This is a genomic window from Flavobacterium mesophilum (assembly GCF_039581405.1).
In the GTDB taxonomy this organism is placed as follows: domain Bacteria; phylum Bacteroidota; class Bacteroidia; order Flavobacteriales; family Flavobacteriaceae; genus Flavobacterium.
The window spans coordinates 654,633-675,904 of the sequence record NZ_JBCPXZ010000003.1 but is presented as its reverse complement, the minus strand read 5'-3'; the positions used below and the strand labels follow the sequence as shown (position 1 = coordinate 675,904).

Annotated in this window: 23 protein-coding genes; all 23 read right to left on the bottom strand. The window is 34.2% G+C overall.

The genetic code is table 11. The annotated features are described in order from the left end of the window. Positions 1-3: 3 nt before the first annotated feature. Entirely contained in the window at positions 4-1,518 is a 1,515-nt protein-coding gene (locus AAYQ19_RS11865) for a phytoene desaturase family protein (RefSeq protein WP_343536500.1), read from the bottom strand. Then, complete coding sequence (locus AAYQ19_RS11860) at positions 1,515-5,192, bottom strand: MMPL family transporter (protein WP_343536499.1); 3,678 nt, start codon at positions 5,190-5,192, stop codon at positions 1,515-1,517. The genes AAYQ19_RS11865 and AAYQ19_RS11860 overlap by 4 nt, the downstream gene beginning before the upstream one ends. Positions 5,193-5,362: 170 nt before the next feature. After that, positions 5,363-6,547 (bottom strand): DUF2062 domain-containing protein, encoded by a 1,185-nt coding sequence (locus AAYQ19_RS11855; protein WP_343536498.1) that lies wholly within the window; start codon positions 6,545-6,547, stop codon positions 5,363-5,365. A 19-nt stretch (positions 6,548-6,566) separates the two neighbouring features. Beyond that, positions 6,567-7,052, bottom strand: a complete 486-nt coding sequence (locus AAYQ19_RS11850; protein ID WP_343536497.1) for a hypothetical protein — start codon at positions 7,050-7,052, stop codon at positions 6,567-6,569. After that, on the bottom strand, positions 7,049-7,426 hold the full coding sequence (locus tag AAYQ19_RS11845; protein ID WP_343536496.1) for an ApeI family dehydratase: 378 nt from the start codon (positions 7,424-7,426) through the stop codon (positions 7,049-7,051). The genes AAYQ19_RS11850 and AAYQ19_RS11845 overlap by 4 nt, the downstream gene beginning before the upstream one ends. A gap of 95 nt (positions 7,427-7,521) precedes the next feature. Next, positions 7,522-8,142, bottom strand: a complete 621-nt coding sequence (locus tag AAYQ19_RS11840; RefSeq protein WP_343536495.1) for a porin family protein — start codon at positions 8,140-8,142, stop codon at positions 7,522-7,524. A 28-nt stretch (positions 8,143-8,170) separates the two neighbouring features. After that, on the bottom strand, positions 8,171-8,806 hold the full coding sequence (gene lolB2, locus AAYQ19_RS11835; protein WP_343536494.1) for a flexirubin biosynthesis protein LolB2: 636 nt from the start codon (positions 8,804-8,806) through the stop codon (positions 8,171-8,173). Next, a complete protein-coding gene (gene lolA2, locus AAYQ19_RS11830; protein WP_343536493.1) occupies positions 8,772-9,404 on the bottom strand; it encodes a flexirubin biosynthesis/transport protein LolA2 in 633 nt (210 codons plus the stop codon). The genes lolB2 and lolA2 overlap by 35 nt, the downstream gene beginning before the upstream one ends. Further along, on the bottom strand, positions 9,394-10,170 hold the full coding sequence (locus tag AAYQ19_RS11825) for a polysaccharide deacetylase family protein (RefSeq protein WP_343536492.1): 777 nt from the start codon (positions 10,168-10,170) through the stop codon (positions 9,394-9,396). The genes lolA2 and AAYQ19_RS11825 overlap by 11 nt, the downstream gene beginning before the upstream one ends. Further along, a complete protein-coding gene (locus tag AAYQ19_RS11820; protein ID WP_343536491.1) occupies positions 10,167-11,231 on the bottom strand; it encodes a beta-ketoacyl synthase N-terminal-like domain-containing protein in 1,065 nt (354 codons plus the stop codon). The genes AAYQ19_RS11825 and AAYQ19_RS11820 overlap by 4 nt, the downstream gene beginning before the upstream one ends. Next, positions 11,231-12,427: a beta-ketoacyl-[acyl-carrier-protein] synthase family protein gene (locus tag AAYQ19_RS11815; protein WP_343536490.1), complete on the bottom strand. Its 1,197-nt coding sequence runs from the start codon at positions 12,425-12,427 to the stop codon at positions 11,231-11,233. The genes AAYQ19_RS11820 and AAYQ19_RS11815 overlap by 1 nt, the downstream gene beginning before the upstream one ends. 174 nt (positions 12,428-12,601) lie before the next feature. Further along, positions 12,602-12,859 carry a phosphopantetheine-binding protein gene (locus AAYQ19_RS11810; RefSeq protein WP_343536489.1) on the bottom strand — a complete coding sequence of 86 codons (258 nt, stop codon included), beginning with the start codon at positions 12,857-12,859 and terminating at the stop codon, positions 12,602-12,604. A gap of 2 nt (positions 12,860-12,861) precedes the next feature. Then, on the bottom strand, positions 12,862-13,476 hold the full coding sequence (locus AAYQ19_RS11805) for a beta-ketoacyl-[acyl-carrier-protein] synthase family protein (protein WP_343536488.1): 615 nt from the start codon (positions 13,474-13,476) through the stop codon (positions 12,862-12,864). Between the two features lie 40 nt (positions 13,477-13,516). Beyond that, positions 13,517-13,981 carry a hypothetical protein gene (locus AAYQ19_RS11800; RefSeq protein WP_343536487.1) on the bottom strand — a complete coding sequence of 155 codons (465 nt, stop codon included), beginning with the start codon at positions 13,979-13,981 and terminating at the stop codon, positions 13,517-13,519. 110 nt (positions 13,982-14,091) lie between these two features. Continuing rightward, entirely contained in the window at positions 14,092-15,234 is a 1,143-nt protein-coding gene (locus AAYQ19_RS11795) for a beta-ketoacyl synthase N-terminal-like domain-containing protein (RefSeq protein ID WP_343536486.1), read from the bottom strand. A gap of 103 nt (positions 15,235-15,337) precedes the next feature. Next, complete coding sequence (locus AAYQ19_RS11790; protein WP_343536485.1) at positions 15,338-15,787, bottom strand: acyl-CoA thioesterase; 450 nt, start codon at positions 15,785-15,787, stop codon at positions 15,338-15,340. Further along, complete coding sequence (locus AAYQ19_RS11785; protein WP_343536483.1) at positions 15,762-17,045, bottom strand: ABC transporter permease; 1,284 nt, start codon at positions 17,043-17,045, stop codon at positions 15,762-15,764. Before AAYQ19_RS11785 ends, AAYQ19_RS11790 begins: the two co-directional genes overlap by 26 nt. Further along, the gene (locus AAYQ19_RS11780; protein WP_343536482.1) at positions 17,035-17,733 is read right to left on the bottom strand and encodes an ABC transporter ATP-binding protein; all 699 of its coding nucleotides are present in this window, start codon (positions 17,731-17,733) and stop codon (positions 17,035-17,037) included. Before AAYQ19_RS11780 ends, AAYQ19_RS11785 begins: the two co-directional genes overlap by 11 nt. A gap of 61 nt (positions 17,734-17,794) precedes the next feature. Next, a complete protein-coding gene (gene darH / locus AAYQ19_RS11775; protein WP_343536481.1) occupies positions 17,795-18,793 on the bottom strand; it encodes a BtrH-related acyltransferase DarH in 999 nt (332 codons plus the stop codon). Continuing rightward, positions 18,793-19,197: a flexirubin biosynthesis protein DarG gene (gene DarG, locus AAYQ19_RS11770; protein ID WP_343536479.1), complete on the bottom strand. Its 405-nt coding sequence runs from the start codon at positions 19,195-19,197 to the stop codon at positions 18,793-18,795. Before DarG ends, darH begins: the two co-directional genes overlap by 1 nt. Positions 19,198-19,221: 24 nt before the next feature. Then, entirely contained in the window at positions 19,222-19,686 is a 465-nt protein-coding gene (locus AAYQ19_RS11765) for a hotdog family protein (RefSeq protein ID WP_343536820.1), read from the bottom strand. 9 nt (positions 19,687-19,695) lie between these two features. Then, positions 19,696-20,127: a hotdog family protein gene (locus tag AAYQ19_RS11760; protein ID WP_343536477.1), complete on the bottom strand. Its 432-nt coding sequence runs from the start codon at positions 20,125-20,127 to the stop codon at positions 19,696-19,698. Beyond that, the gene (gene darB / locus AAYQ19_RS11755; protein WP_343536476.1) at positions 20,127-21,260 is read right to left on the bottom strand and encodes a dialkylresorcinol biosynthesis protein DarB; all 1,134 of its coding nucleotides are present in this window, start codon (positions 21,258-21,260) and stop codon (positions 20,127-20,129) included. The genes AAYQ19_RS11760 and darB overlap by 1 nt, the downstream gene beginning before the upstream one ends. Between the last annotated feature and the right edge of the window lie 12 nt (positions 21,261-21,272).

Below are 21,272 nucleotides of genomic sequence, written 5' to 3'. Positions count from 1 at the left end.
CATTTATTCAGCCTGATTGATTTTAGTAATCAAATATTCTTTCCCAACAATTTCAGAACAAGTTACCACGGCACCAATAGTTACGCCCAGAACACCATGCATGTTGATGCTTTGTCCGGTTAGATATAAATTTTCGATTTTTGTTTTTGACGGAATCAAAGTTTTCATCGGATTGTTGGAATCTTTGACGTAACCGTACATATTTCCGTTATCACCACCAATATAATCACGATAGGACAGCGGACTAGAAGTGTGGATTGATTTGATACAATCTTTGATTCCTGGAAATTTTATTTCAATCTCATCTAAAAATTTAGCCGTTTTTCTGGCTTTGAATTCTTCATAACTTTCACCTCGATCGTTTTTTTCTACAGTTGTATTAAACGTTTCAGCCCAAGGCAAAACATCGTCAAATTTCATGTAGGTTATGAAAGTCATTCCGTCAGCCCAGATTTCGTCATCTTTAGAAGCATTCATCGAAGCCATGTACGTTTTTGGCCAAGAATCTTCGTCATATTCATGAGCTGTCCAAACTTCACTGCTATCTTTAAAATGATAATAATTATGATTGATGTATTTGAAAGTTTCAGGCTTAAAAACAAGATACAAACTGAAAGCTGAAAGCACGCCTTCAAGATTTTGAATTCGGTTGAAAAATGGTTTTCTGAAGTTTTCTTCACCTACCATTTTTAAAGTGGTTTTCGGTTCAATATTCGAAATAAAAAGAGTACCAGAAACCTGTGTTCCATCTTTCATTTTAACCAAATTCACTTTGTGATTTTCGACTTCAAAATGGGTAACTTCTTTATGTTTATAAAATTCGCCACCATATTTTTTGAGCTGTTTCAAAAGTTGTTTCGTAATCTGGCTTCCGCCATTGATGCAACGCCATGAACTTTGGATATATGAATTTACAATCAACGCGTGAACGTAAAAAGGCGATTTATCAGGAATTCCTGCATATAAAAAATTAGACCCGGCCAAAACAGCTTTTAGCTTTTCATTTTCGGTAAAGGAATCGATTGTTTCTTTTGCATTGAGTGTCAAAATTTCAGAATCGTATTTACCTTCCCATTCTAAATTATAAAGCGGAAAAGAATCACAAATAGCTTGTAAATTTTGACAGTAGTTTTCAATATTTGCCTCTTCTTCTGGGAAATATTTTGCTAATTGACGAACAAAATTTTCATAACCTTGCGCATGTGGATATTCGGTATTATCATTTTCGAAAGAAATAATATCGAAAGCATTTTCATCTAATTTTTTCAAATTCAGCTTATCGATAATTCCCAAATATTTGAAATATTGATGCAGATTTTGGCCTTCACCTAAACCTCCGATATAATGAATTCCAGTATCAAAAATGGTTTTGTCCCGAACAAAAGTCTGCAGATTGCCACCGTACTGATTATTTTTTTCAAGTACACAAACGCTGTAGCCTTCTTTAGCCAGAATGATAGACGAAACTAATCCGCCCAAACCGCTACCGATAATTACTACATCGTAATGTTCTTTCATTTTTTTAAAATAATCAGGTCATTTTCGTCTAAAACGCAATGAAAACCAAGGTCAATAATTCTATTTTTTAAACGGGGACAATCAATTAAAATTACACAAGATGTTACAGAAATAACGTTTTGAATTTCATTTTCATGATTTTCATCTGAAATTAAAACGACATCAAATTGATTTTCTGATATTGTTTCTAAATTTTCGAGATAGGTTATTTTTCTCTTTCCAACGATATAATTGGTTTTAGCAACATCTCGTTTTTCTTCATCAACGATATAAGAATGAATTTTTCGCTGTGGTTCCTGCAAGGTCAATAAAACATCCAATTGTCCATAATTATCAGCTAAATGCAATACTTTGGCTTTCGCCGAAAATTGTTTTCCAAGAATAAAATAGGTTTCGAGATGTTTCTTTAAATCTTTTTTTACGCTATCCACCACTTCAATTTCTTTATAATCAAAACTGTGAAGCAACATTTTTCTGAAATAATCTGCGCCTTCTAATTGTTGACGGATTGTACGATATTCTGTTTTGAAGAAAGTACTTATTTGTTTTGTTCTTTCGGCATAATTTTTTCCGAACGAAGTATTTTCAGGCGTAATTCTTTCTAAAATCGTAATCGTTAATTTCCCGTTATGAATGACAAAATCGCCTTTCGGAATTAACTCAGAAGCACCGTGAATAACAATCGGCAGAATATCTAAATTAAATTCTTCTGCCAAGAAAAAAGCACCTTTATGGAATCGTTTTACAACATTACTTTCGGAACGCGTTCCTTCTGGAAAAACCATTAAAGAATATCCTTCGTTTACTTTTTTACGCAAATGTTCGACACCACCTTCCAAGCCTTCAGAAACGGGATAGAAACCAGCTTTTCTAACTACACCACCAAAAATAGGAGAGTTGTAAACCCAGTCGCTTACCAGAAATATAATTTTTGGACTCAACATTCCCATTGCCAAAATGTCTAGAAAGGAAGAATGATTGGCGATAATAACGGCAGGTTTCTCGAACGTTTCATTAAAATTATTGACGACTTTTTTGCGAATAAACGGATTTGAATACAATACCGATTTCATGAATTTTGAAACGATATATCTAAAACCTTTCATTTTTGTTTTGGCACTCAAAGGTAAAATTGGCATTAGTGTAAAACTGAAAATGGACATGATAATACCGCCCAAACCATAATAGGTAAACGAAATTACACCGTGAACAAAAGTGCGCAAATGAAATGGCGGATTTCCTTTTTTTGATCGGTTTGAAATGAATAATTTAAAAAGAATCGGGTAGAAGATAAATGTGATAATCAACGCAGCGAAAACCCCAATCAAAGAAACTGATGAAATCGAAGTCAACGCCGGATGTTTGGCAAAAATCATCGCGCCAATTCCTAAAATTGTCGTGATTACGGCTAAAATAATCGAAGTTCGGTAAATGGCAATTTCATTTCTTCCGGTCGTATATTCTTTTTGTAAAGCACTCGTCATGAAAATGCTAAAATCGACACCGTGACCAAAAATTAAAGTGCAGACAATCATGCTGAAAATATTCATTTGAATGCCAAAAATGCCCATAATTCCGGCCGTTACAATTCCGGTTAACGCAATTGGAATACAGCTTACGATGACCAATTCAATTCTTCTGAAAAAGAAGAACAGAATTAAAATTACTGCGACAAACGAATAATTGACAAGCGAATTGAAATCGGTTTTTAAAGTACTGAAAAACGTTTCGTTCATTTGTTGGCGGTCAATGGCAATCAAATTATTTTTGGCTGAAGCCGATTTTACAAACGCATCGCGCTGTTCTGGGGACACTTTTACCAAAGTTGAAATCGTATAAAAACCATTTTTTTCAGTCACAAATTCTTTTAGTTGAAGTGCCTGAATTTTTAAAAATTCGTTTGCCGAAACTGGTTTGAAATCAAAATTCAAATGATCGAAAAACAAGGAATAAGTAGTTGGCTTAAAACCAAGTTTTGAACCTTCGGAAATTAATTGTGATTGTAAAAATTGCTTTTTATTGGTATCCCAAAAGGAATTCCATTTTTCAATTTTTTGAAGCTGTGCCGTCTGCGAGAGCATAATGCCGCCGACAGAACTAAAATTCAAGATTCTGTTTTGTTGTTTTTCTGTAGATAAATCAGAGAAAAGTTTGCTGTTGGTTTGCAAAACTTCATCCATGCTTTTTCCGTACGAAGCGACATAAATGGTTTTTGAAGTTAAGCTTGTGCTTTCTTCCAATTGTTTTTCGGCCGCTTTGATTTCTTTTGGAACAAAATTCAATTGCGACAAATCGTTATTGAAACCAACATCGTTATAAGTCAAACAGCAAATAATCGTGATGATTACGCAAAATCCAATCAGGAATTTATTGTTGTGAAATGAAAAATGCGCCATTTTATCAATGACATTTTTCTTGTGTTCTGCAGGATTTTCTTGTGGTTTATATAAATGCGGAACAATTAAAAGCGAAAAAAATCCAGTTGCCATTACAATCACCGCGGCGAAAATTCCGAGATCATTTAGCGCATCCGATTTTACAAAAAGCAGACATAAAAATGCAACCGCCGTTGTTGAACTGCTCATGATTACAGGCATCGTGATGTCTTTGTACAACGTTTTGATATCGCTGTTGTGCTTGTAATGCGTGAGAATGTGAATGGAATAATCAATCGTAATTCCGAGTAAAATGGAACCAATTCCGAGTGAAATTGCTGAAATCTGTTCTTTTACAAAATATAAAAATGCTACAGCGAAAAATGCTCCGAAAACCGTTGGAAGAAAAATAATCAGCGGAATTAATATTTTTCGATAGAATAAAATCAGAATCAACATCAGCGTAAACATCGCAATTGATGTTGTCAAGACGATATCGCTTTTGATTTGATTGGCATTGGCAACCGCAATCAAAGCCGAACCAAAATAACTGATGGAAGTTTTGCCGTTGTATTTCTGATTTAAATTTTCTTGAATCGATTTTAGTTTTGCTGCAAAAACAGTGTTTTTTTCGGTTTCGCTTGACGGAAGATTTGAGGTGATAAAAAGCAAAAGTTTCTTTTTGTCTTTCGTCATTACAAAACCATTGTCGAGTATAAAATCGTCGCCAATATTCAATTGCTGTAATTTTTTTAAAGCAATAAACGAAATCCCAAGCGGATCTTGCAGTATAAAATCTTTTGTAATAAATCCTGATGGCGAAATAATCGATTTGTAATTTCCTTGAACGGTTGCCGCAATACTGTCTTTTTGCAGTTTGGTTTGAATGGCTTCGTAGTCTTTATTTTCTAGGAAAAGAGGCAGATTATTGTAAACAAAATCTATAGTTTCCTGAATATTTTCTTCGTCGATTTTTCCTTGAATTCCGGTTACATATGGTTTGCAAGAAATAGAAACGCTATCTGAAAAAGCAGTTGCCATTTCTTTTAAATCTTCTGCAGAACCATTTTTTTCGAGTTTGAAAATGACGGTTATTTTATCGGCAAAATTTAATTGTTTTAAGACTTTTGCCGTAACATCTGCTTTGTCATTGGCGGGAATTAATTTGGTTATATCTTCTTCAAATTTAATTTGAGAAGCGAAAAATCCAAAAATAAAAAGCATCAGCAAAGCCAAAAAAACCGAAAGCGATTTTCTTTTATTTACAAATAAATGAATGGCGTAAAAGTATTGATGCATAATTATTTTTATTGTTTTTTTGCCACAAATTGCACTAATTTCCACCAATTTTTAATCCTTTAATCTTGGTAAGTTTTCAGGAATTTAATAGAATTAATTCGTGCTAATTCGTGTAATTCGTGGCAACTTGACAAAGATTTTAAACCTTTTTATTTGTGGAAAAACTTTATCTAAATATTCGTTTTGGTTTTAGAACTAAAAGAAGTCAAAAGCAAATAACTTATAAGACCAACGGTTAGCGCAGAAACGGATGCTAAAATAAGACTTCCTACGATATATTGCGTTGCATTTTTTTGAATATCGTCGAGTGTGATCGAACTATCTAACACTAAAGGTGCATCGCTCGAAACAAAAATGCTTCCGACTTGAAGCGAAGCATAAATAATAAACGGAATAAATGGAGGGAAACTGACATTTGACGTCAGATAGGCAATGACTTTATTGAGTCTGAAAATCGCAGCAAATGTAAAAAGCAAAATGGTCTGAAAACCCCAAAAAGGCGAAAATCCAATAAAAATTCCAAGCGCTATCGCAGCCGATTTTTTAAAATTAGAATCGCTGCTTTCTAAAATATCTTCTAGAAAGAATTTTTTAAAACCTTTTTTTTTTGCTTTTCTAAAAAAATCTCTCGGCTTGATATAAAGCAAAGCATTGGTTACCAAAACGGTATTTAAAATACTGATTCGGGTAAAATCTCTGAAAGGGCGAAAATGAGAAACACGCTCTGCAGGATCATATAAAACTTGAATCGGAATATTTTTTACGACAATTCCTTTCCACGCGGCACGAACAATAACTTCAATTTCAAACTCAAATTTATTGGTGTAAAATTTCTTCGGAAGCAATTGCAATGGATACAATCTGAAACCCGATTGTGTGTCGTCAAGTTTGATTCCGGTTTCAAACTTAAACCAGAAATTTGAAAATTTGTTCCCAAAACTGCTTTTCTTCGGAACATTTTCTTGTGTCATATTTCGGCTTCCAATCAATAAAGAATTTGGTTCTTCTTGAATGGCAGCAATAAAATTTGGAATGTCTGAAGCAAAATGCTGTCCATCAGAATCGATTGTAATCGCATATTCGAATTGCATTTCGATTGCTTTTCTAAAACCATTTCTAAGTGCTCTTCCTTTTCCTATATTGTTAGGATGATGAATTTGCGTAAGCTGTGAATAGTGTTTTAGAATTTCAGGAGTTTCATCAGTTGAACCATCATTCACAATAATCACATTTGGAGTAAATTCCAAAATAGAATCCAAAACTTTTTTTAGCGTTTTTTGATTATTGTACGTCGGTACAATAACACAAAAAGAAGTGGAATTAAGGAGTTCGTGTTGTGATAAAATAGGTTTCATTTGGAAATTTTGCCTTTGCTTACTTCACAAATTGTTTCTCTTTTTCAGAGAAGCTTTTTGATTGTAAAATAAAGTCTTTTAGATATTCTTTAAGAGCACCATTTTGATCAGCATAATGCTCCGTAAGATATTTTTTGTCTTCTTTGATATTCTTTTTGTAGCCAGTAACACCAGGAACATTTTCCTGAATGCACAAACGAATCATACGGATTTCAATATTGCTTGGTTCGCTTTTTATAGTCGATTCAAGTAATTTTGCTCCTTCTTTGAAACGTTCAATTTTATCGTGTAATTTTTTTTCGAATTTAGAATCCAATAAAATCGAAGCCGCTTTGTACGCCACTAAAGTTTTATCGTCATTATTAGAAATGCCCGACAATTTTTCTGAAAACTCTTTTGCGTTGCTGTCAGATTTTGTAACATTCGGATACATTTTTCTGATGGACGCCAAATCAGGATTGCCCACAAAATTCACCCACAAAAGCAGTGTCAATACTAGTTTCATAATTCCAATTTTTTGTACGTGTTGCTCAATTTTAGCGCAACAGTATCATTAAAATAAGTCGTGTTTTTTACTTTAACCAAATGGTCTTCGGTTTTTGTAATGTCAAGTTCTAAACGCAATTCCGGATTAGCTTCTGGATTTATAAGCGCCATAAATTTCACATTTGCCAATGTTTGGATCATTAAGGTTTCTTGCGAAATTTTCTCCGCCAATTCCTTAATAATCTGAATCATGCAAACACCCGGCATAATTGGATTTCCTGGAAAATGACCTTTGAAAATCTCATGTTTTTCATTGACCAAAATTGTAATCGTATATTTTGTGTCTCCCGTTTTTTCTTCCGAAAGAACTTTGTAAAAGTCTTTTAAAACCATTTTTGTTTTTTTGTTTTTACCATTAAGATATTAAGAAAATTAAGCATAACATTTTATAAAACTTAATGTCCTAATGTCTGAATGGTTCAAAATTTTTATTTTGTTTTAAAAGTATAACTGATTCCGAATTGAAAAACCTGATTTAAAATCACATTTTCGTAATAATAATTGTTGTTATTATTATAATCTAAATCGTCATACCCATAAATATCAACCAAACCTTGTTTGAAACGTGCTTCAAAAGTTAATCCGTTTGGCAACGTGTAACCAATTCCACCAACAAAAGCCAAATCTACATCAATAGGATCTAAGCCATATCTCCCAAAATTATCATCAACTTTTAAATCAAATGACGGACCAGCTAAAACATGAAATCCTTGTCCATGAAAATAAAATTTAGCGACCGCCCCTGTTGTGATATAATTTAAGTTATAAGTCGTTTGACCAAGTCTAAGTTGCTCCGGTGAACCATCATAATAAACACCTTTGCTTCCTTGTCTCGAATAGTTTAATTCGGGTTGAAGCGTGAATAATTTATTGAATTTAATTTCAACTAAACCTCCAACATAATAATCAGATTTCATACTATTATTATCAATATTGGTTAAACGCGAAAGGTTTAAACCGCCTCTAAGTCCGGGATTAACAGTTACCTGCGCTTGTGATGAAATAACGCCGACAAATAAAACAAATGCAATTAAGGTTAATTTTCTCATAGTTGGTTTGGTTTATGTTAACTGAATTTTATTCTGATTTAAAATAATTTAGCTCAATTTTCAGCTTGATATTTTGATGCAAAATGACAACTTTTTTAGCAAAAATATCGTTTTCTAAAGTAAAAGTAATTGTTATTTTATCTTTTGTTTTAGAAGAACGAACTACTTTTTCTAATTTTTTATCTTTTTTGGAGAAGAAAAGATAGTTATCGCGTTTTCCGTCTTCCGATTTATAAATGTCATTTTCCGCATTTTCGAACTGTTCCTGAATCAAATATTTGTTTTTAAGAAGCAAACGAAAATCTTCTTCCAAAGTATTGATCAGGATTTTTCGATCGAGTTCTGAAACTATCGAATTGACTTTGAAACTGTTTTCCGAAATTTCAAAATCCATTAATTTGTTTCCGAATTCAGTCGTAAAAACCACACGATGCGTCGTGTCGTTTATTTTCTTGGCAATAAAAATTCCAGACATTTCATGACCGTAAACCGTAATGTTGGTTTTGTAAACATAATCGGCTTTTGAATCGGTGAAATAAGGAACTTCTATCGAGGTTTTTTCTAATTTTTTAGGCGTATAATTTTTGGTGACCGAGCCACAAGAAACTAAAACAATTGCCAGAAAACAATTAATTAGTAAAAACTGAATCGTCGATTTTTGCATTGATCACTTTGTTTTTGAGTACAATTCGGGTATAATCTTCAGATGATTCTAATAATTTTACCTGAACCACAGTTGCTTCTTCTTTGTCAAAAGTCAGCTCAATTTGTTTGATGTATTTTTTCAGCGTCGCATCTTTCGGAATAAATTTAGCCAAGTTTTGACCTTTTAATTTGAAATACGAAATCGTAAATTCTTTATCGTCAAACATGTTTCCGCTCACGCTTCCGACAATCAATTTATTGATACGCGCAAAGATTTTGCTGTTGCCAATATCAACCGCACTTTTCTTTCCTTCGTCATTAATGAGGATTTTTCCGTTTTTGAAAACAATGCTGTAATTGTATGGTTTTTTATATTGCCAAGACAATAAAGCCGGTTCTTTAAAAAGCATTTTCCCCGAAGTTTCGATGTCTTTTGATAAAAAATCCAAATGTTTGTATTGCACGAAATCAGTACTTAAAGTCTTGATTTTTTTAGCAACTACGTTGACATCTTGTTTAAAAGAAGCAATTTCTGCATCCGTCATTTTTTGTTCCTGAGCGAATAAATTGGCGCCGAAAAGAATGGAAAAAAGGAGTATATAAAATTTAGTTTTCATAAGCTTTAAGATTCAAAAGTTCTTCCACAGAAATCACTTCATATTGATTTTGCTGTAAAAATTGCAAAAACTGTTCCAGTACAGAAACAGAGTGTGATCCTGTGTCGTGCAAAAGTACGATTCCGCCGGGAGAAACTCGCTTTTTTATTCGGTTCAAAATCAATTCCTGATTTGTTGTGCCACCGTCAAGCGAACGGATATTCCAGCCGATAACTTTATGTCCAGTGATTTTTAAAGCTCTACGAATTGATGGTGTTGTAACTCCATAGGGCGGACGAAAAAAGTTGATTTTTTTTGAAGTGAATTTCTCCAGAAGTTTGTTTGTTTTCTGAAGTTCCTGGGTTATTTGTTTTGCAGTATAAAAATCAAAAAAGGTAGAATGCGAATACGAATGATTTCCAACCAAATGACCTTCGTCGATCACTTTTTGAAGAATTTCAGGATGTGCTTCTATGTTTTTTCCAATGCAGAAAAAAGTCGCTTTTGCGTTGTATTTTTTCAAAAGTTTTAAAATTTCCAAAGTATAAATGCTCGGACCGTCATCAAAAGTCAAAGCAATTTTTTTTTCTGTTTCCGATGGATTATTGCAAAAAGCTTTTACGTGATAATTGGAGGAAATTCGGGCTGAGCCGAAAGCATTAATTCCCATCCAAATCAAAATAATCAAAACAAACCACCAAATAGTAATTGCTGTATAAAGTTTCAGAAGAACCAATAAAAGCAATAAAAAAACAAAAAATAGTGAGATGTTTTTATGCGTTATCATTTTGAAAGTAACGTAAAACTATGGTTTTTTCCATTCACCTGATTGTAAAGTAAAATGGTTTTATAAGCCGATTTGGAAACCGAATTTACTTTTACAATTTCCGGAATTTCTTGCGTTTTTAAAACTTTAGAGGCCATCCACAAAGCAAAAGCCGAAGCCGTATCAAAAGCGCCACTCAAATGTTTGTAATACAATTGTGGAATTTCTGCGAAAGCATTTTCAGAAAGATTTCGATAATAAGAATCAGAATCTGAGTTTCCATCATAACCTAAAACTACAGCGTCAAGATCTCCAATTTCTAAATTATTAGTTTTTAAAAATGAAATTATAGCGTTTTCAACTTCATTTTCTTCTAATGAATTTGTTATTTCAACATCAAGAATTTCGGCATAAGTTGAATCCTTTTTTTCATTTTCCAAAACAAAAAAACTTGCGCCTTCACCGTAAACAACGCCAGTTGAATTGGCGTTTAAAACATCTGACGGAAGATCATTTTCTTTTTTGATTCTTCCCGCCAATTTGAAAAGCGAAAGTGTGTATTCTCCGTTTTCATCTACACCGCCAACCAAAATTGAATTGGCTTCCTCTTCTTCAATCTGCATTTTAGCATCTAAAAGTGTTGATTCAAAAGAAACCGCTCCATTTACATAGGTAAAATTATAACCTTTGCATTGTAGAGAAAGTGCAATTTGTGCGCCAACTGTATTATGCGTCGATTGAATAAATGAAGTTGGAGTTAAAAACTCTTCATTGTTGTCCAGAATATTTTTTAGGAATTTTTCAGAATCTTCGATACAACCCAAACCAGTTCCGGTAATGATCGCATCGACATTTTCGACATTAGCATCTTTCATGGCCAAAGCCGAAGCTACGATTCCGTTTTTTACGCCTTTTGCCATTCTACGAATCATCGCAGGCGAAATGTAATCTTTGTAAACTGGCGAAACGATTGAAAGTACCGTTTCATTTTCGTGTACAACTGCTTCTTCCAAAAAAACAGTATCAAATGTTTTTTGAGTCGAAATACAGCCTACTCCATTTATATATGTTTTTTTTGTCATTAGCTTTTTGAAAATATAAGAGTGGAACAGTTTCCGCCAAAACCGAAAGAATTGGACAAAACGTGTTCGATATTTTTGTTTTTTAGGGAAGTCTGTGGTTGCAATTCAAATTCTTCCATCGGAACTTCGAAATTCAAATTCGGATAAACCACATTATTTTGGATTGCCAAAACACTGTAAACAGCTTCAATTGCCGCTGCGGCCGCTAAAGTATGTCCTGTAAAAGGTTTTGTAGAACTAAAATCGGGCACTTTTTCATTTTCATAAATGCGCAACAAAGCTCTTCCTTCAGATAAATCGTTATTTGGCGTTGCTGTTCCGTGTACGTTGATGTAGTCAATTTCAGAAGGTTTTAGTCCTGAAACTTCAAAAGCTTTTTTCATGGCTAAATAAGCGCCGTCGCCATTTTCTGAAGAAGCGGTTTGATGAAAAGCGTCATTTGCATTTCCGTAACCCGAAACTCTTGCCAACACTTTTTTGTTCTGTTTCGCCACAACTTCATCTGATTCTAAAACCAAAAAAGCAGCAGCTTCGCCAAGATTTAGTCCTTTTCGAGTATTGTCAAAAGGTTTGTTGTAATCGTCAGATAAAATCATCAAAGTCTTGAATCCGTTGATGGTGAATTTTGCCAAAGCATCAGTTCCGCCCACAATTACGCGATCTAATTTTCCAGATTTAATCAATCGAGCGCCGAGCATAATCGAATTTGCGGCAGAAGAACAAGCGGTACTTATAGTAGTCACCATTCCTTTTAAACCCAATTCGTCAGCTATTTTTTGAGCAACATCGCCACCGTCATGACAAGTGATAAATTTTACCAATTCTGGTTTTTCAAAATAATCGTAATAATGTTTTTCCGTCATGTCCATTCCGCCCACGCTAGTGGCCGAAATAAGTCCGGTTCTGAATTCGTTTATAGATGAAATCCCAGCATTTTCAATAGCTTGTTTTGCTGCCAAAGCACCAATCATAGCCGTTCTAGAAAAGTTATTGTTTTCAGAAAGCTGTAATTCGGCAACTAATTCTTCATTGGTTTTTTTGATTTCACCCACTTTGATGACATCGGCATGAACCGTCGGAATATTTTCAATTCGGGAAATGCCAATTTTATTTTCGATAAGCGAAATATAATTTTCTTCGACTGAATTTCCAATCGAAGAGATAATTCCCATTCCGGTTATTGCAACACCTTTCATCTAATTTTAGATTTTATGATTTGATTAAACTTTGCGCCTTTGCGCCTTTGCGAGCATATTTCTCGCGACTAAAAGCAAATAAAGCTTATGATTTAATCTCGCAAAGTCGCTGAGTCGCCAAGTTTTTAATTAACTGCGAAAACCCGTTCAATCAGTGTAATCCGCGGGCAAAAATTATTTCGTTCTGTTAGCGTTAATATAAGCCGCCATAGTTTCGATAGACTGAAAAATAGCTTTTCCTTCTTTCGGATCAACTAATTTAATTCCGTAATCTTTATCCAAAATCACGATCAATTCAAGTGCATCAATCGAGTCTAAACCTAAACCGTCTCCAAACAAAGGATCGTTATCAGCAATGTCTTCCACTGCGATATCTTCAAGGTTCAAAGTTGTTATGATTTTATTTTTTAATTCTTCTTTTAATGCTTCCATGATCATTTATTATATAATGTATTGATATTTTCGTTTTTGTATTTCTCGTTTTCTTCCTTGCCGATTACACAAAGAAAAGCTTTGTAATTGTTGTCGAAATATTCCGTCCAACCGCATAAAACCAAATCGGCTTTGTTTGTGTTTAATAGAATATCCGAATAGTTCGACATGAATTCGGCATTGAAAGCATCAAATATAAAGAAAGAATTCTCACTTTTCAGCTGATGACGAATACTTATTTCGCCGAGGCAAATATTTGGCAGTGTATAAACAAAAACCGCCGGACTCGGAAAATAGTTTTCTTTATCCGAAATTGATTCTTGATATTTCACATCAGTATCCAAACTTGACGATTTATTGGCCAAAACCAAAGCGATATTATTTTCTTTTTCCGAAGAAACAATCGGACTTAAAAGCAATTCTGATCCTAAAAAAGCGAGTTTGCTCAAAGCATCCATTTTGAAAAACTTTGGATACTGCATTTCAAAATTACGATACGCTTGTTTGGCAAAATCTGCAAAATCGGTTGGCTCAATTTTGAATACAGAAGTTTCGTTTAGAACAATTTCGTTGTTTTCAATTTTGATGTAGGATTGTATGTAGGTTTTGTTGGCCATTCTTTTATTAGTATAAAAAATTTATACGGAATAAGTGATTTTAAATCTTCTTCATTTTTTCATTAATAATATCATTTAGTGGCCTAATGAAATCATCAATATTTTCTTTTCCATTTTTTATAATGTAAAACTTTTCTACTTTTTCTTTTAGTTGTAAAAAAAAATCTAAAGAGGTTTTTTCAATATTTAAATCATCGTAGCAATCATATAAATATTGTGATAAATAATCTAAATTTTCTTGATCATAAGTTTTTAAAAAAATTGAACAATAAAGAAAATTTTTATCTAGATATTCATTGTTACTAAAAAGTATTTCGTCAGCTAAATGATAAAGTAAATCTTCATTCCAATTTAATATTTCGATTGAAAAGTTTTTACTATCTGTTTGATTTAAATCGCTAATGAACTCTCTAATGTAAGGTTGAAATACCAATTCATAAAAGCCACTACTTGCGCCAAGATTACTCTCAATATCTTTTTTTAAGCCTGCAATTTTATCATTCATATTTCTAGTAATTTTAATGAAATTGAACTTGTAAGTTTTCCTTGAAAGTTAGTTTTTTTGAACTGTTCGAAATTTCCGAACAGTTGAATCATTCGTGAAAATCCGTGTAATTAGTGCTTCACTTTCTCAAAAACCACAGCCGTATTACAACCTCCAAATCCAGAAGCTGTTTTCAAAAAACAATCAATATTCTTTTCTTCATTTCTCTCAATCACATTAATAGATTCGCTTACACCGATTTCATCAAAACCTTTTGATTCAAAAAGCATATTTCTATTGGCAGATTCTATCGCAATTACCGTTTCCAATAATCCCGACGCGCCTAATGTATGACCGTAAAATCCTTTTAAACTATTGATCGGAACGTTTTGCAAATCCAAACGACTTAAAGCAATCGCTTCCATTTCGTCGTTATAAGGTGTTGCGGTTCCGTGTGCTGAAATATAATCTAATTTTTGGGCATCAATTTGAGCTTCTTTCAAAGCATTCTGAATACTTCTAAACAAACCTTCGCCCGTTCTTGAAGGTCCAGAAATATGATTGGCATCGTTTATCGAGCTGTCTCCAATTACTTTTATTTTTGAGTTTTTGGCTTCCGCCGACACCAAAACTGCAGCCGTTGCTTCGCCTAAACTTACGCCGGTTCTGTTTTTAGAATACGGTTTGCAAGGCAGTTCGCTCATTGCTTGAAAAGCATTAAAACCAGACAAAACAAATTCAGAAACTTCGTCGCCTGCAACTACAAAAATGTTGTCATAAAGTCCGGACTGAATCATTCTCTTAGCAACAGAAATTGCTAAAATTCCAGAAACACAGGCATTTGAAACGACGATTGGCTGTGTTTGAAATCCGAAGAAATCGGCAACATTTTTTGCCAAAACATCTAAATGCGCGTTGTTGAAACTTTCTTCAGAATGATTTTGCAAAGCCGTTACGTTCCCTTTTGTGGTAGAAAGTATAAAAGCAGTTTTTGAATTTAATTCAATTTTGGAATTTTTGATGATTGGTTCCAAAGCCAAAATCATCATTTTTTCTAAGCGTGAATATTTGGTTTCCGTGCTGATTTTTGCAAAAGCACTGTTTATTTTTTCATCGTTGATAATCGAAGCATAAAACGAATTCGGCATCAAAGAAATAGCATTATGAAGTTGAATTCCCGTATCGCTACGAAGAATCGCTTCGATGTTTGATTCTACATCAAAACCTAAAGGAGTGATACAATTCGTTTCGTTTATATATATTTCTCTTATCATTTTCAATTCTAATTTCGTGAAATTTTGCCCGCAGATTTGACAGATCAAGCAGATTTACACCGATTTAATTTGTGCTAATTCGTGAAATTCGTGGCAAAAAACACTATTTCAACAACCCAACTTTCCTTTTCCATTCCTCATAAAAAGGAGGATTCGTCAGCATTAAATTGCCTTCTTTATCTAAAAAAACCTGAACTGTTTCGCCAGTGCAAGCCACTTCGCCTTTGTCGTCAATAATTTTAAAACGGTAAATCATTTTTGCGGCAGGCGTATCAACAACCGTTGTTTCAATCGTGACAACATCGCCGTAACGTAAAGACAATTTATGTTCGCATTTTGATTTTACGATTGGCGTTGTATAACCCGTTTTCGCAATGTCTAAATACGTCAATCCGTGTTGGCGTCCGAAAGCTTCTCGTCCATCTTCGAAATACGTGATATAATTGCCGTGCCAAACAATCCCAAGCGGATCAGTTTCGTTAAAACGAATTCTGATTTCGTGAGAAACCGTCAAGTCTGTGGCTTCGTTATACTGTTCTTTTCTTTTTGTCATAAAATAATGCGATGGAAGTTGTGATTATAAAGAACAAAAATAACAAACTTATTTTTGGAATGATTTCAAGGAAACTGCTGTTGCGCAATAAAACATCATAAAAAGCCTCTAATCCCCAATTCATCGGAGAAGATTTTGCGATATACTGCATGATTTTTGGCATGGCAAAAACCGGAACCCAGATGCCGCCAATAGCTGCCAAAATAATAACACTCGTTGCTCCAAACGGCGCCGATTGTTCCTGAGTACTCGCAATTGTTCCCAATAAAATTCCAAACCCGATGGCGCCAAAACCTGAAAATAAAGCGACAACACTCATTAAAAATAAATGTCCTTCAATATTCAGCGGAGGCAAACCAATATGCGGAAACAAGAAAATCGCAACGGCAACCATCATATAAAACTGAATCATGCAAATCAGTAAATACGTAATTGTTTTTCCGATGATGACAATCAAATTAGAAACAGGATTGGTCAATAAACGCACAAAAGTTCCTTGTGATTTTTCTTTTACAATATTGATCGAAAGTGGAATCACAATAAAAAATATCGCAAAAAGCGTCCAAGCCGGAACGTTGTGTTGCACCGAATTTGGCAACACTTCTTTATTGTTGATTTTCGGAATTATTTCTTTGAAAGTGATGAAATTCTTCTGTTCAAATTCGGTGTTTTCTTCCCCAAATTGATTTTGAAAACTTGTATAAATAGTTTTGGTTTCAATTTGCGAAATCATTTTGTCAATCGAACTCATCACCGAATTTTTGAAACTCAACTGAACCGCCGGATCAAAATACAATTTGACTTCTTTTTGCTGAATAACTCTTTGCTTTTCAGGTTTTGCAACGCTGTCTGAAAAACCCATTTTGCTCACAATATTTTCTACATTCTGATCGACTTTTGCTTGTAAATCTGCGCTTAGATTTTTCGGAATTACAATCGCCAATTGAAATTTTCCTTTGTAAACATTTTCTTTGGCAATATCTTCAGTAGTCGGTTTGTTGTCGATTTGCGTGACAACGCTGAACAAATTGTTTTTGTCTAAATTCTCAAAAACCGTTTTTGAAACCGAACCTTTATCATTGTCCACCAACAAAATCTGAATTTTATTATCAGTAACCGTTTTAAAAGTGCTGTCCTGAATTAAAGTTACTGTAATAACCAAAACCAAAGGCATGATAAATAAAATAATCAAACCGCCTAAATCTCTTTTTAGCAAAAGAAATTCTTTCACTATCGACATCCAAATTTTATATATCATCGCGCAAGTCTTTACCGGTTAATGAAATAAAAACATCTTCGAGATTTCGAGCATTTTCTGTCGAATTAATTAAAGTTTTCGGACTTCCTTTTGCATAAATTTGACCTCGATCTAAAATTGCAATGGTGTCACAAAAATCTTCGGCTTCCGCCAAATGATGCGACGTATAAATAATCGTTGTTCCGTTTTGATTTAAAACTTTAAGATAATCGATAATCGCATTTTTAGACTGAACATCAACGCCAACCGTTGGTTCATCCAAAAACAAAACTTTCGGATTGTGCAGAATTCCAGCAATCAAATTGACACGACGTTTCATGCCGCCCGAGAAGGTTTCGATTTGTTTGTCAGCAAATTTTAGTAAGCCCAAAAGATCTAAAGTTTCGATTACTTTATCTTTCAAATCCGAACCTTTCAAACCGTACATGCTTCCAAAATAATGCAGATTTTCGCGTGCGGTCAAAGTGGGATACAAAGCATATTCTTGAGGAACTACGCCAATGATTTTTTTGATTTTTGAAGCATGATGCGAATAGTTCAAATCATGAATGGAAAAATGTCCAGAAGTTGGTTTTACCAATCCGCAGAGCATTGAAATTAATGTGGTTTTTCCAGCTCCGTTTGGACCTAGCAAACCAAAAATTTGTCCTTCGTTTATCTCTAGCGAAACATCGTTCAAAGAAAACATTTCTGCGTCTTTGTACTTTTTCGAAAGGGATTCTATTTTTATAACGGGTTGCAAAATATAATTAGCTGATTGCTTTTTTTAGTTTTTTGAAAAAGATTTCTTCGCGATTCGCAATGTCCAAAAGTTCATCAGCAATGGCGTTGTAGGCATCTTCTTTGGCACTTCTGTTTTTGTAAATTCTAGAAGCTTCAACAGCGAAATCACGCCATGAATCGCCAATTTTTGTCATTTCTTTCGAAAGATTTTTCAATTCTTCATTATTCAAAACAACCGATGCTTCTTGCAAAAATGCCGCATAAATAAATCGGAAACCGCCGCCGCCAGTTCCAATTTCTTCCTGCATGCGCACCATTTGTGCCAAATAATGATTGGCTTTTCGAACACCATGTTTTTTAGGCCATTTACGGATTTGACGTGAAACCATTTTAATTCCTCGCACGCCTACAATTGGCATTGGTGCGAGCATATCGCGACATGTATTTTTGATTCCTTTTATGATGGCGCTTTTTAAATCAACATTATTTGGAATCTGAATTGGATAATACATTTGGCCTCTTGGCGCGAAAGCACCTTTTGCAAAACGCACTTTATCCATTTCGTCGTGCGTCAAAGTGGTAACCGTTTCCATCACCGGATCGCTGATTAAATAATCGGTTTCGGTTTTTCCGTAAACGACTAAATTGTGCGCATTGAAATGAAAGCGATATTCATCTGGAAAATAACTCAAATGATAAACTCCAACTTGTAATCCGGTCGGAATATTATTTTTTAGATTTTCTTCCAAAGCTTTATTGGCATTGGCAACAGAAGAAAATTTTTGTCTTTTAATTTTTAAATTTAAACGATTGGCGACTTTATTGAAAATATGTCCTGGCAAAGTTCTGTAACTGATTGCCGGCGCATGATTGACTTTTAAAAAAGGCAAATACACGAAAAAAAGTCCCGAACCAATTCCGAAAACCATCGGTTCGCTGATATGGAGTCCGCTGTTTTTTAAGAGGTTTGAAGCTACTCCATTTTCACAATGAGCAGATTGATGATGTGTAAAAGTAACTTGCATTATTTTGAGATACTATTTTTTAATTCGGCTATTGAAATATCAAAAGCGTCAGCATATTTTTGTAAAGTCTTGTCGTTTAATTTGGCAAAAACAGATGGTTTAAAATGTCTTTTTACACGCCATTTCCACATTTCGACATAACCAGCAAGAATCGAAAGATCCATTTTGTTGAGTTCCATAAAATAGCAAATCGGACTCACTTCTCCGTTCAGTACTTTCTGTTTTGCTTCTTCAGCACGTTCTTTTATGTCGTCAATTGCGTTTGAAAGTGCAATTGCTTTTGGTTCCCAACCCGTACTTAAAGCGGTCGTGTAATCGCCGTTTTCGTCTGTTGCATAAACCAATTCTTTGAGATTTTTTTTGCTTAAATTTCCATCGTGCTGTGGTACATTTTCTTTTTCCATGACGGGTTTATTTTCAATTTAGCATTATGTTGTGGCCGAAATCGTCTTTTGAATAAACAAATTGATTTCGCACTCTAAAAGTATTTTCTCCTTGATCAAACTTTGACAACTCATGGTGCAAAGTGTGTAATCGTCGCCAACAAATTTTGAAACCAAAGTTGCTTTTGTCGTTATCGTTTCGCCAACTTTTGGCAAATCGTATATTTTCAAATTTTTTATGGCACTGATAAAACCGATGACATTTACATTTTCATGTTCAGTTCCGTCTTCGTCAAAAAAGTATTTTTTACCCACAATTGCAGAGCAAGTTTGTGCTGTATTTTCGATTAAACCCGCTTCCGTAAAAATGGTTTTATCAACAAAAATATTGTCTTCTTGGATTAAAAATGTGGTTTCAACAAAGTTGGCATCAATATCCAAAATCAAATCGACCATCAGCATTGGCGCGCGATGAGGCAAGTAATTTTGGATGTCAACTCCCAGTGTCATATTCATAATTTATTTGGCTAAAACGGTTTTCATTTGCCCGCTTGCAATTTCTTCATCATTTAAAAATGTCACGATATCGACTAAAGTTACTCCGGCAAATTCCTGTAAAATAATAACATTCGACTGAATTATATCGTTGATTTGAGGCAATTTTTTAATTTGAATATCTTTTATAGAACCTATATAGCCGGTTGGTGCAGTTTCATTTTTCAAAAAATATTGATAACCTGTATGCAAAGCAACAGATTGCGCCATATGTTCAACCAATCCTGCTTCTAAAAAAGTATTTTCTTCTAAAAAAATGTTGTCATTCTGAATTTTCAAACCAGAAATTAATCCCGTTTCAGAATAAGAAAACATACGATCTATCATTACAAAAGGAAACTTTTGCGGAATCAGATTTTCGACTGCTTCTTTTTCTAAAAGTACAGCGGTTTCCATTAGCAAACGGTTAAATACGCATACGCAAATGAAAAACGTCCGCTTTCTGGAACCGACAATAAAATTTTGTCGCCTTTTTTCAATTTTCCAGAATTCATTAGTTCTTCAACTGCAATATAAATCGAAGCTGATCCAACGTTTCCAACTCTCAAAAGGTTCATGAACCATTTTTCAGATGGAATTACAATTCCTTTTTCGTCTAATCCTTTTTTTAATCCTTCAACAAAAAAATAGGATGAAACGTGAGGCAAGAAATAATCAACATCGTCGGCAGTAACATTGTGTTTAGCCATGGCATCGCTCATACTTTCAACACCTTTTGGCAGAATATATTCGTCTAATAATTTTACATCTTGTTTTACCGCAAACACAGATTCTTTTAATAAATCTTCTTGTTTGTAGTCGCTCCAAGGTTTGATTTCTCCGTTTTCTAATTTGTCTCCTCCTGCATACATGCAAGTCTCTAATTCGAAGGCATAAGAATACGCTTCCATCCATTCGATTTTTAAAGAAATGTCTCCACTTGGTTTGTTTTCCAATAAAAAGGCACCAGCTCCGTCAGACAACATCCAACGTAAAAAATCTTTTTTGAAAGCAATAATCGGTTGTGCTTCCAGATTTTTTAAGTTGATGATTTCTTGGTTGTATTGTTGTGCCGAAAGCCAGGTTGAAACTTTTTCAGAACCTGCGCAAACAGCATTTTTAGAATTTCCAGATTTTATAGAAAGAAAACCGTATTTCAAAGCATTCATTCCAGAACAGCAAATTCCAGCAGAAGAGTTCAATTCAACAGATTTGTTTTTTAATAATCCGTGAACCATTGCCGCATGCGAAGGCGCAAAAACGTCTGGTGATGAAGTTCCACAGGATAGAACTTCTACATCCTGATCAGTGAATTTTTCATCAAACAACTGTGAAATTGCACTTTTTGCCAATTCAGCATTACTGTGGGTGCTTTTTCCGTTTTTGTCTACAGCGTAATAACGGCTTGTAATTTTATTATTGCGCAAAATAATACGTCTCGCTTTTGAAGCAGTGTCGTTTATTAGCCCTAAATAATTCTCCATTTCATCGTTTGAAACAGCTTCATTCGGCAAATATTTTGCGGCTTTGGTAATATATACGTCAAACATAATATAATTTTC